Origin of the sequence: Citrobacter sp. UYEF32 (genome assembly GCF_040546205.1) — a bacterium.
Classification (GTDB): Bacteria; Pseudomonadota; Gammaproteobacteria; order Enterobacterales; family Enterobacteriaceae; genus Phytobacter; species Phytobacter diazotrophicus.
On record NZ_JBEPNI010000006.1, the window covers coordinates 226,332 to 240,633 of the forward strand.

The following is a 14,302-nucleotide window of genomic DNA, read 5'->3' on the forward strand; positions in this document are numbered from 1 at the left end:
TGTGTCCTCCCCGTTTGCGCGGGGAGGATGTTCGTCTGTAATCCACCTGATGATGTCCTTTTTTGGTCTTAGCACCTTGCCCGTTCCTTGCCAGAATAGCCCTACACCCACTGCGTAAGGAGTCCCAAAATGTCACGTACCGCCCTTATCAATATTGATACTCAGAACTCTTTCCTGCATCGCGATAGCTGGCAGGAGGACAATTTTCCCGCTTTTCGCGACGCCATGTTGAACCTGATTGTCGGCTGTATTGCGCGGGATGTGCCGGTGGTAGACATTTTTCATGTCGCTGACGGCGGGCCGTTCGCGCTGGAAAGTGGTTATGTCGCGCCAATGGCCTTTTTGCAACATCAGCCTGCGGTGACTTTCTACAAGCATGTGCACAATGCCTTTACCGATACCGGGCTGGATCACTGGCTGCGTAAACAGGATATTAATCATGTCATTATTTGCGGGATGCGCACCGAACAGTGCTGCGAAACGACGGCCCGCGTGGCGTCAGATCTTGGCTACAGAGTGACCTTTGTCAGTGAAGCGACGTTAACCTTTCCGATGACGCATAAAGGGATTACGCTGGACTGCGACGCGCTGCGTCATCGTACAGAAACGGTGCTCGAAGGCCGTTTCGCCACCGTGAAAACTGTCAGTGAAACTCTGGGATCCCTATGACCACCGATGTCTGGTTCGTGATGTTGCCGGGCGTGCTGGCGCTGGATATGACCGGCCCGGCAGAAACCTTCTCCCTGGCGGGAGAGGCCTTTCGCTTGCATTACATTGGACCGGACGCAGAGGTGCCGACCTCTATCGGCCTGACGATGGGCAATATTGCGCCGCTGCCGGACAGCCTGCCGGAAGGTAGCCTGCTGGTATTGCCCGGCGTTCATCAGTCCGCACGCTATTTTGCCACGCCCCAGGCTGATACCGTCCGCCACTGGCTGATGCGTATGCAACCGCTGATCCACAGCCAGAAGGTGCTGCTGATGTGTGTCTGTTCCGGCTCGCTATTAGCGGCAAAAGCAGGGCTGATGACGGGGATTCAGTGCACCACGCACCACGATGTGATTGCTCGTCTGAGGGCGGCGGCACCCGCCGCGCTGGTCAAAGAGAACCGGATTTTTATTGAAGACAGAGGGATCTGGACCAGTGCGGGGATCACCTCCGGTATTGACCTGACGCTGCACATTATTCACCGACTGTGCGGGCCGGAAACGGCGCTGGCGGTGGCTCGCGAGATGGTGGTCTGGTTCCGTCGTTCCGGCGATGACCCACAGCTCTCACCGTGGCTGCGCTATCGCAATCATCTCCACCCGGCGGTTCACCGCGCGCAGGATGTGCTTACCGCCGAGCCGCAAAAACCCTGGCAACTGGCGGATATTGCTGAGCAGGCGCACGTGAGTCCACGGCATTTAACACGTCTGTTTCAGCAACATCTGGGCATCAGCGTGCGTGATTATCTGGAACAACTACGTCTGGCGGTGGCCGAACAGTGGCTATTGCAGGGGCGGGGTACGGAGCAGGCTGCGATGGCCGCCGGGTTTTCTTCACCCCGCCAGTTGCACCGCGCGCGTCAGCGCGCCGCCGGGTAACGTCACTATTGGTGTTTTCTGAAAAACTGCTCTCCCTCTCCCGCTTCGCCCCCGTGCCTTTACTATGGGTTACCAAAAACGGAGGGTGTTATTTATGGAAAAAAACGCAGTACATGTTTCTCCCGCGTTCAATATCGTGTCGTGGGTTGCCCTGATGGGGGGCGTCGCATCTTATCTGGTAGGTCTGTGGAATGCCGAGATGCAACTGAATGAGCGGGGTTATTATTTTGCGGTGCTGCTTCTTGGACTTTTTGCCGCAGCGTCCTATCAAAAAACGGTCAGAGACCGCTACGAAGGTATTCCCACCACGCAGATGTATTACTTTATGTGCCTGATAACGTTTATTCTTTCTATCGGCTTGCTGCTTGTCGGATTGTGGAATGCGACACTGCTGCTCAGTGAGAAAGGGTTTTACGGACTGGCCTTCTTTCTTAGTCTGTTTGGCATTGTCGCCGTGCAAAAAAATGTCCGTGATGGCTGGGATCAAACCGAGCCGGAAGTCGTACCCGCTGAGGCGGAGGAATAAGTTCAATCGCCCGGCGTTGCTGGCCGGGCTGCTCGTTTAGCTCACATAGCGCCGCGTATCAATACGCTGCAACAGCATCGACAAGCCCAGGCTGATGAGCAGCGTTGCGGTAAAAATCCACAGGATATCGAGCACGGGCCAGACCTGAATTTCAGCGCCACGGGTGCGTAGCGCATGAATGATAAGGGCATGAAAACCATAGATTCCCAGCGAGTGGCGGGAGATGATCGCCAGCCCCGGCAGCGCCCGCGCGCTAAGGGTGTTTTTGACGAGGGTGAACAGCGACATGGCGCAGATAAACACCAGCGGGCCACAATAGACATACCAGGTGTCGGCGAAATTACCCCGCCATTTCAGTTCATGCAGGGTGCCGCGAGAAATAGCGAATGCGGCGACGACAAAAACAGTCGCGCTCAGCAGCGTGAGTGACTTTTTCTGCGTATCCTTCATCCCTAACGCACGGCCCAGCATGCCGTACAACACGTAATAGAACGTGTCGCCATTGATATACAGATTGATGGGCAGCCATTCGAAATGGCCTATTTTTTGCGCCACCGTATTGGGATTGGCGACAATGCCAATGACGACCATCAGCGCCAGCAGCATCTTCCCGCTCACCTGTTTTACCTGAATAAGCGGCGAGACGAGATAGATAACGATAATCGCAAAGAAAAACCACAGATGATAAAACACCGGTTTTTGTAGCAGGTTTCGTAGTGATAACTCACTGTTAATTGAGGTAAATAAGACGATGTAGAGAAAGGCGATCGTGCTGTAGAACAGCAGGCATAAACCGATACGCAAAAAATGGCGCGGCTGGGCGCTGCGTTCGCCAAAAAAGAGATAACCTGAGATCATAAAAAAGAGCGGCACGCTGACGCGAGAAGCAGAATTGAGGAGATTGGCGACACCCCAGTCGAGAGTGCTCACGCTGGCCGCGTTAGTCACGTACCAGGCGGTGGTATGGATCATCACGACCATCAAACAGGCGATCCCTCGCAGATTATCAATCCAGTAAATTTTCGACGACATCTGTTCCTCAATTTTCCCGTTAAATACCCTCTGACTTACGATTTAACGCACTTTCTTTCTGGATAATTCTGAGTTTTCCTGCCCATACTTGTGATGTTACGGCAGTTTTGCAAAATTCACTGCTTAGCACTCCTGACTTCTAAAAATAACAGCAGCTTAGCCTGACGGTAAAAAAATGATGATCAAAAATATGGCGTCAGCCCTGTTAGTCTTGCTGGTGGCAGGATGCAGCGCGCCACCAGAAACGCCTGCGCAACGCGCGCAAAAAGCGAAAGTGAGCCCGGCGCACTCCCTCGAAATGGAACAGCTCTGCAAGCAATCTGCGGCGCATCGCTATAATACCGACTCGCAAGCCATCGCGGTTACCAGCTTCGAACAGTTTCAGAGTAGCTATGAAATGCGTGGTGTTACCCCCCGGAAGGAGGGTTTTGTCTGCTCTTTTGACCCGGAAGGCCAGTTTTTGCATCTCTCGATGCGCTAGTTCTTCAATTTTCCATAAACAGACCCGTTTCGTACTGTATATCTTCCGGTCAGCGGGTATACTGGCCCCTTCCTTTAAATCCACACGTATCCAGCACGAAATCATATGCAAAAGTTTGATACCAGGACCTTCCAGGGCCTGATCCTGACCTTACAGGATTACTGGGCTCGTCAGGGCTGCACCATTGTTCAACCTCTGGACATGGAAGTCGGCGCGGGCACATCTCACCCAATGACCTGCCTGCGTGCATTGGGGCCAGAACCGATGGCGACTGCCTACGTGCAGCCTTCCCGTCGTCCAACCGATGGCCGCTATGGCGAAAACCCGAACCGTTTACAGCACTACTATCAGTTCCAGGTCGTGATTAAACCGTCTCCGGACAATATCCAGGAGCTGTACCTCGGGTCTCTGAAAGAGCTGGGTATGGATCCGACCATCCACGACATCCGTTTCGTGGAAGACAACTGGGAAAACCCGACGCTGGGTGCCTGGGGTCTGGGTTGGGAAGTGTGGCTGAACGGTATGGAAGTGACCCAGTTCACTTACTTCCAGCAGGTCGGCGGTCTGGAATGTAAGCCGGTTACCGGTGAGATTACGTACGGCTTAGAACGTCTGGCGATGTACATTCAGGGCGTAGACAGTGTTTACGACCTGGTCTGGAGCGATGGCCCGCTGGGTAAAACCACCTACGGCGACGTGTTCCATCAGAACGAAGTGGAACAGTCCACCTACAACTTCGAATACGCCGACGTCGACTTCCTGTTCTCCTGCTTCGAGCAGTACGAGAAAGAAGCCCAGCAGCTTCTGGCGCTGGAAAATCCGCTGCCGCTGCCCGCGTACGAACGTATTCTGAAAGCCGCTCACAGCTTCAACCTGCTGGATGCGCGTAAAGCCATCTCCGTCACCGAGCGTCAGCGCTACATTCTGCGCATTCGCACGCTGACCAAAGCGGTAGCAGAAGCCTATTACGCTTCCCGTGAAGCCCTTGGCTTCCCGATGTGCAACAAGAATAAATAAGAGGCGGCCATGTCTGAGAAAACTTTCCTGGTGGAAATTGGCACCGAAGAGCTGCCACCAAAAGCCCTGCGCAGCCTGGCTGAATCTTTTGCTGCGAACGTGACCGCTGAGCTGGATAACGCTGGCCTGGCGCACGGTAAAATCGAATGGTTTGCCGCACCGCGCCGTCTGGCGCTGAAAGTCGCGAATCTGGCGGCTTCTCAACCTGACCGTGAAGTTGAGAAACGCGGCCCGGCGATTGCTCAGGCGTTTGACGCCAGCGGTCAACCGAGCAAAGCGGCTGAAGGCTGGGCGCGCGGCTGCGGTATCACCGTTGACCAGGCCGAACGTCTGACCACCGACAAAGGTGAATGGCTGCTGTATCGTGCGCACGTGAAAGGCGAGAGCACCGAGGCGCTGCTGCCGAATATGATCGCCACCTCGCTGGCGAAGCTGCCAATTCCGAAACTGATGCGCTGGGGCGCGTCTGACGTCCACTTCGTGCGTCCGGTTCATACCGTGACCCTGCTGCTGGGCGACGACGTCATCCCGGCAACGATTCTGGGCGTCCAGTCCGATCGCGTGATTCGCGGTCACCGCTTTATGGGCGAGCCGGAGTTCACCATCGACAATGCCGACCAGTATCCTGAAATCCTGCTGGAGCGCGGCAAAGTTGTGGCTGATTACGAAGCGCGTAAAGCCAAAATTAAAGCAGACGCAGAAGAAGCGGCGCGTAAGATTGGCGGCAACGCTGACCTGAGCGACAGCCTGCTCGAAGAAGTGACCTCGCTGGTGGAATGGCCGGTGGTGCTGACGGCGAAATTCGAAGAGAAATTCCTCGCGGTGCCTGCCGAAGCGCTGGTGTACACCATGAAGGGTGACCAGAAGTACTTCCCGGTTTATGACAATGCAGGCAAGCTGCTGCCGAACTTTATCTTTGTGGCCAACATTGAGTCCAAAGATCCGGTACAAATCATCTCCGGTAACGAGAAGGTGGTTCGTCCGCGTCTGGCGGATGCCGAGTTCTTCTTCAATACCGACCGTAAAAAACGTCTGGAAGACCATCTGCCGCGCCTGCAAACCGTGCTGTTCCAGCAACAACTGGGTACGCTGCGCGACAAGACCGATCGTATTCAGGCGCTGGCGGGCTGGATTGCTGAGCAGATTGGCGCTGATGTGAATCACGCGACCCGCGCGGGCCTGCTGTCTAAGTGCGACCTGATGACCAATATGGTCTTTGAGTTCACCGACACCCAGGGTGTGATGGGCATGCACTACGCGCGCCATGACGGCGAAGCGGAAGATGTTGCGGTTGCGCTGAATGAGCAGTATCAGCCGCGCTTTGCGGGCGATGACCTGCCGTCTAACCCGATTGCCTGTGCGCTGGCGATTGCCGATAAGATGGACACCCTGGCGGGTATCTTTGGTATCGGTCAGCACCCGAAAGGGGACAAGGACCCGTTTGCGCTGCGTCGTGCCGCGCTGGGCGTGCTGCGTATCATCGTTGAGAAGAACCTCAACCTGGATCTGCAAACGCTGACCGAAGAAGCGGTGCGTCTGTATGGCGACAAGCTGACGAATGCCAAAGTGGTCGACGACGTTATCGACTTTATGCTGGGCCGTTTCCGCGCCTGGTATCAGGACGAAGGCTATACCGTCGACACCATCCAGGCGGTACTGGCGCGTCGTCCGACCCGTCCGGCGGATTTCGATGCGCGCATGAAAGCGGTATCTCACTTCCGCACGCTGGAAGAGGCCTCTGCGCTGGCTGCGGCCAACAAGCGTGTCTCTAATATTCTGGCGAAATCAGACGAGACGCTGAACGACATCGTGCATGCTTCCGTGCTGAAAGAAGCGGCAGAGATCAAACTGGCGGGCAATCTGGTCGTTCTGCGCGACAAGCTGCAGCCGTACTTTGCCGCAGGCCGTTACCAGGAAGCGCTGGTCGAACTGGCATCCCTGCGTGAGCCGGTTGATGAGTTCTTCGAAAACGTGATGGTGAATGCGGAAGATAAAGACGTTCGTCTGAACCGTCTGACGCTGCTGTCCAAACTGCGCGAGTTGTTCCTGCAGGTCGCGGATATTTCCCTGCTGCAGTAATGGCGTGGTCGATAAATAAAAACCTGCCTGCGGGCGGGTTTTTTATTATCTGAATCTTTATTCTTCAAAGCGATCTCGAATAAGAGCCTAAAATTTAACCTTGAAATCCTGTCCGGTCTGCGGCTATCCTTTGCCCCGACGAATCCCTCGTCTCACTGAGGCCCACTGAAAATGGATAAACACACCTGCTGACTTCGAATCCTTGCTTCGCGCTTATGGCGAGCAGGGGATGTATTGATTTCACTCAGGAGTGCTTATGGCTCAGTGCGCCCAATCCCCCTTATTTATTTTGCATCAGGTCACCTGTCAGTTTGCGACAGGCGTGACACTTTTTAGCCCAATTTCTCTTTCGCTCGAACCCGCGTTGTGTGGCCTGGTCGGGCGCAATGGTTGTGGTAAAACCCGCTTATTGCGCCTGCTGGCGGGGCTTGACCTCCCCGCATCCGGACATATCGAACGTTTTGGTACTGTGGCTTACGTCGCTCAACAACACGCGGTTTCCCCGTCGACTACGCTTGCCGAATTGCTGGGTTATGACGCGGTGTTTGCTGCACGTCGGCGTATCGAATCGGGTGATTACCTGCCAGAAGATCTCGAACGTATGGAAGGCTTTTGGGATCTTGAGGAGCGCCTGACTGCGGCCTTTATGGATGCCAGTCTGCCTCCGTTCACCCCCGAGCGACCTGCCGCAGCGCTGAGCGGCGGCGAGCGGGTTCGTGCCCTGCTGTGCGCGGCATTGATGGCAGACGCCGATTACCTGCTGCTTGATGAACCGACCAACCATCTCGACAGACAAGGACGAGAATGGCTTTATACGCGGCTTGCCCGTCGGCAGGGCGGAACGCTGGTGGCGAGCCACGATCGTGAACTGCTGGCCTTGATGCCGCGCATCCTTGAATTATCTCCCGCCGGATTACGCAGCTATGGCGGCCATTATGGTGATTATCAGCGTCAACGCGAAGCCGAGCAGCAGGCAGCCCACGCGGCGCTTGAGCATGCGGCTACCGAGCGTCGTCGGGTACGTAACCGCCAGCAAAAGGAGCATGATGCCAGCCAGCGGCGTTCAGCCCAGACTCTGCGAACTGTCGATACACTCAACATTGCCTCGTTCGAGCGGGTGAAATACAAAGGAGCCGCAAAGGAGCGGACAGGCACGTTGCGTCGGCAGCACCGTGAGCAGAACGAGGCGCTGAATGCCGCAGTTGCACAGGCCCGCGAGCGAGTTGAAGACGATGCGCCAGTCTTGTTTACCCTGCCGGGCAGCCAGGTGGCTGAGGGTAAACAGGTGCTGGTGATGGACAACCTCATCTTGCCTTATGGCAATTCATCTCCCCTGAGCTGGCGAATGGACGGGCCGATGCGTGTAGCGCTACGCGGGCCAAACGGTTGTGGAAAATCGACTCTGTTGCGCGTCATGCTCGGAGAAGAAAAGCCGCTATCAGGCACGTGTCAGGTATCGGTCGCGACGGCGTACCTCGACCAGCATCTGTCGCAACTGGATCTTTCCCTCCCGGTGCTGGCACACCTTCACGCCAGTGAGACGCCACTCGACGAAGGCATACTGCGAACCCGACTGGCGCAACTGCAACTTGGGGCAGAGAAAGTGACGCTTCCGCTGGCGGCTTTAAGCGGTGGAGAACGCCTGAAAGCGGCGCTGGCCTGTGTACTCTGGCGTCGTGAGGCGACACAACTGCTTTTGCTTGATGAACCCACGAACCACCTGGATTTGGCTTCGACGCAGGCGATTGAGTTGGCATTGTCGGCATTTCCGGGCGCAATAGTGGTGGTTTCACATGATGAGGCATTTCTGCAGGCGCTAAACTTAACGCACCAGATTGAGTGGCGAGAAGAAAGATGGCACTGTGAAAGGAAGTAAGAGGGTATTGACCCCCGTCATGGCGGGGGTTTTACAGCCAGATTTATTCCATTAACTGTTTACTGAGCATCGGATTTGAATGGATCAGGCGCATCAGTTTCATTTCGGTCGCGGAAGGACGAACTCGTTTTGATTCCCATTCCTGAACCATTGCTACGCTAACACCCATTGCGCGTGCAAAATCATCAATCTTTAACCCAGTGCCACGTCGTAATTGTTCAAACTCATTAAAAGAATTAGGCTTTTGGGTCAGGGTAACCGCTTGCGCTACATCTTTTTTAAAGACAATCTGTTCCAGACTGCTCAGCAGCTCAAACATCGGATCTTTATATTCCATTGAGAACTCCTCTAAAAACACACAGCGGATAGTGATACAGCACTAATAAGAATAGTCGTTAAAAACGCGGGCGGGAGGGCGTGACCAGGATATATCGTGGATAAAAGGGCTTTTAATGCTTTTGAAATGCATATTCAAACGTTTCGCTAAACGTTAATTGCTTGATTACGCAAGCCCAGGAATAAATACGTATTTTTTTGTAAATCGTTAGCAAAAAATTGCATGACGAAACGGCGCGAGGTTTGACCTGAGCGTGTCCCGACGTGCATAAGAAAGCATGGAAAAGGGTATCCTGAGACGCCGACCTGGACTATCCTTGTAAGCCGTCAGGCACGCGTGTTTCGTTGTGCGCATTTTTGGGTGAAAGGAGTATTAAAATGGCGACAGGTAAGTCCTGCTCTCGCTGGTTTGCGCCTCTTGCGGCGTTGTTAATGGTAGTTGGCCTGAGTGGGTGTTTTGATAAAGAAGGCGATCAGCGCAAGGCTTTTATCGATTTCCTGCAAAATACGGCGATGCGTAGCAGTGAACGTCTTCCCGCGCTGACGGCCGACCAGAAAAAACAGTTTGGACCGTTCGTCTCTGATTACGCCATTCTGTATGGTTATTCTCAGCAGGTGAACCAGGCGATGGATTCCGGTCTGCGTCCGGTGGTGGATAGCGTGAACGCGATTCGCGTACCGCAGGATTATATGACTCAGCGTGAACCGCTGCGTCAGGCCAATGGTTCTCTCGGCGTGCTGAGTCAACAATTGCAGAATGCGAAAGTGCAGGCTGATACAGCTCACGCGGGGCTGAAACAGGCGGATGACTTGAAACCGGTCTTCGAGCAGGTGTATTCGAAAGTGGTCACTGCTCCGGCTAACGCGCTGCAACCGCTGATCCCGGCGGCACAGACTTTCACGCAGCAACTGGTGCAGGTGGGTGATTTTATTGCTCAGCAGGGTACGCAGGTGAGCTTTGTTGCCAATGGCATCCAGTTCCCGACCTCACAGCAGGCCAGCCAGTATAATTCACTGATTGGGCCGCTGGCGGCTCAGCATCAGGCGTTTATGCAAGCCTGGACTGCCACGGTGAATGCGACGCAGTAAGCGTGGAACCCATAATAAAAAAGAGGCGAGATAATCGCCTCTTTTTTGTTTCTGCCGGAGAAAGCTTATTTTAAAACCTGCGGGTTAACGCAGTTTTTCTCGACGTTGCCATTCAGCGCATCAATGAGGTTATCCACCGCGCAGGCGGCCATACCGTAGCGTGTTTCGTGAGTGGCAGAACCAATATGCGGCAGTGCCACTACGTTGGGTAACGTCAGCAGAGGGGAGTCCACAGGTAAAGGTTCCTTCTCAAACACATCCAGACCGGCTGCATGAATCTCGCCTTTTTTCAGCGCCTCAATGAGGGCTTTCTCATCGACAACCGAACCGCGACCCGCGTTGACGAAAATCGCCGATGATTTCATGATGGCGAATTTCTCTGCGTTGATCAGATGATGTGTTTCCTGGGTGTACGGCAGGACGAGAACCACATAGTCAGACTCTTTAAGCAGCGTATCCAGATCGCAGTAGCGGGCCTGGAAACGGCTTTCCGCTTCCTGATGCTGGCGGCGTGCGTTATAGAGAATCGGCATACCGAAACCAAAGTGCGCACGTTGCGCCAGCGCCAGGCCAATGCGCCCCATCCCCACGATGCCAAGCGTTTTGTGGTGGACATCAACGCCAAACCAGTCCGGACCAATGCCCCTGGTCCATTCGCCTTTCTTCACTCGCTCCGCCACTTCCACCACCCGACGTGCGGAACTCAGCACCAGCGCCATGATGGTATCGGCCACAGTTTCGGTCAGCACGGTCGGGGTGTGCATCAGCAGAATATTTTTTGCATTCAGCGCGTCCACATCAAAGGTGTCGTAACCCACTGAAATGGTCGATGCGGCGCGCAGTTTCGGCATCTTTGCCAGCAATGCGGCGTCCACCTTTTCACTGGAACCCAGCAGGCCTTCGGCACTGGCGAACGCGTCGGCATGTTGCTCCACCGTTTCCGGGCGCAGGTTAGCTACCTGCGTGACGGTGAAATGTTCTTCCAGACGGCGTTTCAGGTCATCAGGCAATGCTTTATACAGGATGATGGACGGCTTCATGGCTTCTCCCTCGTTAAGATTCAGGCGTGACGAGCGCCCGCTGGAATTGTTTTATCGTTAGCAGGCTTCACAATTAAAGTAAGCCATACAGATGCAAAAAGTGCCACCCCCATAAAAATGTACGAGGCTGCCGGGCTGCCCGTTGCGCCATTGAGGTAGCCAACGAACCAGGAACCGAAGAATGAGCCGAGCGCGCCCATGCTGTTGATAAGCGCCATGGCACCGCCCGCAACGTTACGCGGCAGCATTTCGGGGATGATCGCAAAGAACGGGCCGTAGGGGGCGTACATGGCAGCACCGGCGATCACCAGTAGGGTGTAAGAGGCCCAGAAATGGTTTGCTCCAACTGCCCAGGAGCCAATAAACGCGAAGCCGCCAATCAGCAACAGTGGCCAGACGAACAGCTTACGGTTTTGCAGCTTATCCGATGCCCAGGAGGCCAGAATCATCGCTATGGTCGCAGCCAGGTACGGAACGGAGGAGAGCCAGCCCACTTCGACCATACCGAGATTGGCCCCGCCGTTACGAATGATGGACGGCAGCCACAGTACGAAACCGTAAACACCAATACTCCAGGCAAAATATTGCATACACAGCAGGATAACGTTACGGGAGCGGAAAGCTTCGCCGTAATTACGCACAGCTTTGATGCCTTGCTGTTCCTGATCCAACTGTGTTTGCAGGGCAGATTTTTCGTCCTCTGACAGCCAGCCAACCTGAGTGGGTTTGTCGCGGACCAGCATCCACCAGGCAAAAGCCCAGATGATGGCAGGAACCCCTTCAATGATGAACATTTCGCGCCAGCCGAGCGCCTGAATCAAGTAACCAGAGACCACAGACATCCACAACACGGTGACCGGGTTACCGAGAATAAGGAAGGTGTTGGCACGTGAACGTTCCGATTTGGTAAACCAACTGCTGATATAAATCAGCATGGCGGGCATGACTGCGGCTTCTACTACGCCGAGAATAAAACGAATGGCGGCGAGCATCGGGATATTGGTGACCATCCCGGTCAGTGACGCGCAGCCGCCCCACAGGATCAGGCAGACAAAAATCAGTTTGCGAACACTGCGGCGTTCCGCATAAATCGCACCGGGGATCTGGAAGAAGAAATAGCCCAGAAAGAACAGTGCGCCAAGCAGGGAAGAGACCCCTTTGGTAATACCTAAGTCGTCGTTGATCCCGGCGGCGGAGGCGAAGCTAAAGTTCGCCCGGTCGAGGTAGGCCAGACTGTAAGTGATGAAAACAATCGGCATGATGTAAAGCCAGCGTTTTGCTGCATTTGTCGAGCTTTTCATAATGTTGCCTCTATGGTTGAGGTTTGCGCCGCCTGTTTGTAGGGTCCAGGGTGGCTTTGTTACTTTTAGTGATGGGTTTACCCCCTCACCCTAACCCTCTCCCTCAAGGGAGAGGGGATAAGTCCGCTGCGATATTTTTCTCCCTCTCCCTGCGGGAGAGGGCAGGGGTGAGGGGAATCATTCACCCAGCCCTTCACGTGTGGGCAGCCCCTCGCTATCCCCAGGCACCTGGATGGCAAGCGAGCCAATCTTGTTGCCGCGCTGAACGGCCTGTTGCAGCGTCTTGCCTTCCAGCAGGGCGCTAATCACACCGACGGCGAAACCATCCCCGGCGCCGACGGTATCGACCACGTTATCCACTTTCACGGGAGCGACCGCGCCTTGCTCGCCGCTGGCTGTTTTATACCAGGCGCCATCCGGGCCGGTTTTAATCACTACGGCTTTAACGCCGCGTTGCAGGTAAAAATCAGCGATGCCTTCTGGCGATTGCTGTCCGGTCAGGATCACGCCCTCTTTCAGCCCCGGTAACACCCAGTCGGCCTGGAAAGCGAGGCGGTTCAGTTTCTCTACCATCTCTGCTTCGCTTTTCCACAGCACGGGGCGCAGATTCGGGTCGAAAGAGATGGTCTTGCCCTGAGCTTTCATGGCCGCTGCCGCATGTTCCAGCAGTTCATAGGATGTCGAAGAGAGCGCTGCCGCCACGCCACTCAAATGCAGGTGGCGCGCTTCGTTGAAGGCTGCGGCGTGAAAATCATCCGTTGAAAGATGGCTTGCCGCCGATCCTTTACGGAAATACTCCACAATGGGATCGGTTCCATTTTCGGCTTTCGATTTTAGCTGATAGCCCGTTGCGAAGCGTCCATCAACGGTGACGCCGCGGGTGTCAATATTCTCTTTTTTCAGCGAGTTAAGAACAAAACGTCCAAAACTGTCATCGCCTACGCGGCTGATCCAGCAGACATTCATTCCCAGCCGCGCCAGGCCCGTCGCCACGTTCAGCTCCGCGCCCGCAACGCGCTTCACAAAATGTTCTGCATCGGCAAGATCGCCGGTTTCGGTGGCGACAAACATGGCCATGGCTTCGCCAATCGTGATGACATCAAGCGAGTTATGCATGGCGTTACTCCTCACGTAACAATTCGACGTAGTGACGGGTGACGGCGGTCAGGTCGTCGCCTTCAAGTGGAAATTCAATCCCACGTGGGGCATCGGGCGGTAGCTGGTTTAACAGGGCAAGCCAGCGTTCATCGGCTTTATCGGGTGCGACGGCGCGATAATTCTCATGGTGTGGAATGGCAGCCTTCACATGAATATAGCTCACTGCGGGGGCCAGAAGATGCGCTGCCGCTTCCGGCGACTCGCCGACCCATACCCAGTTGCCGGTATCGAAGGTGAGCGTCACCGGCAGCGCCAGTACATTGCAGGCAGCTTTAAAGCGCTGCATCGGCGCCAGTTGTCCGCATTCGGTCTGATCGTTTTCTACCACCAGCGCCATGCCGCTCTCTGCAAGCCAGCCGCGTAGGGTTTCCAGCACGTCTTTACGCTGATAATGGCCAAGGGAGACCTTGAGCCACAGTGCCTTGAGCGTGCGCGCTTCTTCAAACAGGGCAGGCAAGTGCGGGTTCAGCGAACCATCTTGCAGGCACAGCGCGTATGGCGCGGAGTAACAGGCCAGTAAACGGTGGCCTTCAATGGTGGCGGCCAGGGTAGAGAGGCTGTTCAATTCCTGATCGCTTAACAGTTCGCGGCGTATTTCCACGCCGTCTGCGCCTGCGTTGGCAATCAGCGGCAGGACGGCCTGCTGGCCGCCCATCGCCTTAATTTGTTCGCTGCCATAGGCGGCGGTGACAACGATGATTTTTCTTTTCATCTTCCGGCTTCCCAGGAGTTAAAGACAATTTGCTTGTCTGTAACGCTAGATGGAACCGGTTCCAAAGAA

Annotated in this window: 14 protein-coding genes; 8 read left to right on the plus strand and 6 right to left on the minus strand. The window is 55.0% G+C overall.

The features are described 5' to 3' along the window. The first annotated feature begins 129 nt into the window (after positions 1-129). The 3 genes from ABIB59_RS18560 to yiaA all read left to right on the plus strand — a co-directional run bounded on the left by ABIB59_RS18560 (position 130) and on the right by yiaA (position 2,112). Positions 130-669: an isochorismatase family protein gene (locus ABIB59_RS18560; protein ID WP_354036529.1), complete on the plus strand. Its 540-nt coding sequence runs from the start codon at positions 130-132 to the stop codon at positions 667-669. Next, complete coding sequence (locus ABIB59_RS18565; protein ID WP_039080176.1) at positions 666-1,586, plus strand: GlxA family transcriptional regulator; 921 nt, start codon at positions 666-668, stop codon at positions 1,584-1,586. The genes ABIB59_RS18560 and ABIB59_RS18565 overlap by 4 nt, the downstream gene beginning before the upstream one ends. A 94-nt stretch (positions 1,587-1,680) precedes the next feature. Then, positions 1,681-2,112 (plus strand): inner membrane protein YiaA, encoded by a 432-nt coding sequence (yiaA, locus tag ABIB59_RS18570; protein WP_039080177.1) that lies wholly within the window; start codon positions 1,681-1,683, stop codon positions 2,110-2,112. Between the two features lie 36 nt (positions 2,113-2,148). Here yiaA and ABIB59_RS18575 read toward each other — a convergent pair whose 3' ends face one another. Beyond that, positions 2,149-3,144, minus strand: coding sequence for an acyltransferase (locus tag ABIB59_RS18575; protein WP_354036531.1), 996 nt, complete (start codon positions 3,142-3,144; stop codon positions 2,149-2,151). Between the two features lie 175 nt (positions 3,145-3,319). On the opposite strand from ABIB59_RS18575, the gene ABIB59_RS18580 reads away from it, so the two are divergent. The 4 genes from ABIB59_RS18580 to ABIB59_RS18595 all read left to right on the plus strand — a co-directional run bounded on the left by ABIB59_RS18580 (position 3,320) and on the right by ABIB59_RS18595 (position 8,597). Continuing rightward, the gene (locus tag ABIB59_RS18580; protein WP_178107387.1) at positions 3,320-3,625 is read left to right on the plus strand and encodes a YsaB family lipoprotein; all 306 of its coding nucleotides are present in this window, start codon (positions 3,320-3,322) and stop codon (positions 3,623-3,625) included. A gap of 105 nt (positions 3,626-3,730) precedes the next feature. Further along, on the plus strand, positions 3,731-4,642 hold the full coding sequence (gene glyQ / locus ABIB59_RS18585) for a glycine--tRNA ligase subunit alpha (RefSeq protein WP_004126458.1): 912 nt from the start codon (positions 3,731-3,733) through the stop codon (positions 4,640-4,642). A 9-nt stretch (positions 4,643-4,651) separates the two neighbouring features. Then, positions 4,652-6,721 (plus strand): glycine--tRNA ligase subunit beta, encoded by a 2,070-nt coding sequence (gene glyS / locus ABIB59_RS18590; RefSeq protein ID WP_079496919.1) that lies wholly within the window; start codon positions 4,652-4,654, stop codon positions 6,719-6,721. A gap of 256 nt (positions 6,722-6,977) precedes the next feature. Next, positions 6,978-8,597: an ABC-F family ATP-binding cassette domain-containing protein gene (locus tag ABIB59_RS18595; protein WP_071195042.1), complete on the plus strand. Its 1,620-nt coding sequence runs from the start codon at positions 6,978-6,980 to the stop codon at positions 8,595-8,597. A gap of 43 nt (positions 8,598-8,640) precedes the next feature. Here ABIB59_RS18595 and ABIB59_RS18600 read toward each other — a convergent pair whose 3' ends face one another. Continuing rightward, complete coding sequence (locus ABIB59_RS18600) at positions 8,641-8,934, minus strand: HTH-type transcriptional regulator (protein WP_039080183.1); 294 nt, start codon at positions 8,932-8,934, stop codon at positions 8,641-8,643. Between the two features lie 377 nt (positions 8,935-9,311). Here ABIB59_RS18600 and ABIB59_RS18605 point away from each other — a divergent pair, with 377 nt between their 5' ends. Continuing rightward, the gene (locus ABIB59_RS18605; RefSeq protein WP_039080184.1) at positions 9,312-10,022 is read left to right on the plus strand and encodes a DUF3053 domain-containing protein; all 711 of its coding nucleotides are present in this window, start codon (positions 9,312-9,314) and stop codon (positions 10,020-10,022) included. 65 nt (positions 10,023-10,087) lie between these two features. Here ABIB59_RS18605 and ghrB read toward each other — a convergent pair whose 3' ends face one another. The 4 genes from ghrB to ABIB59_RS18625 form a co-directional block, all read right to left on the minus strand. Continuing rightward, positions 10,088-11,062, minus strand: coding sequence for a glyoxylate/hydroxypyruvate reductase GhrB (gene ghrB, locus ABIB59_RS18610; RefSeq protein WP_071195041.1), 975 nt, complete (start codon positions 11,060-11,062; stop codon positions 10,088-10,090). 20 nt (positions 11,063-11,082) lie between these two features. Continuing rightward, positions 11,083-12,363 carry an MFS transporter gene (locus ABIB59_RS18615; protein WP_271849382.1) on the minus strand — a complete coding sequence of 427 codons (1,281 nt, stop codon included), beginning with the start codon at positions 12,361-12,363 and terminating at the stop codon, positions 11,083-11,085. Positions 12,364-12,540: 177 nt separating this feature from the next. Beyond that, positions 12,541-13,479, minus strand: a complete 939-nt coding sequence (locus tag ABIB59_RS18620) for a sugar kinase (protein WP_107222627.1) — start codon at positions 13,477-13,479, stop codon at positions 12,541-12,543. A 4-nt stretch (positions 13,480-13,483) separates the two neighbouring features. Beyond that, positions 13,484-14,233: a sugar phosphate isomerase/epimerase family protein gene (locus ABIB59_RS18625; protein ID WP_354036536.1), complete on the minus strand. Its 750-nt coding sequence runs from the start codon at positions 14,231-14,233 to the stop codon at positions 13,484-13,486. Between the last annotated feature and the right edge of the window lie 69 nt (positions 14,234-14,302).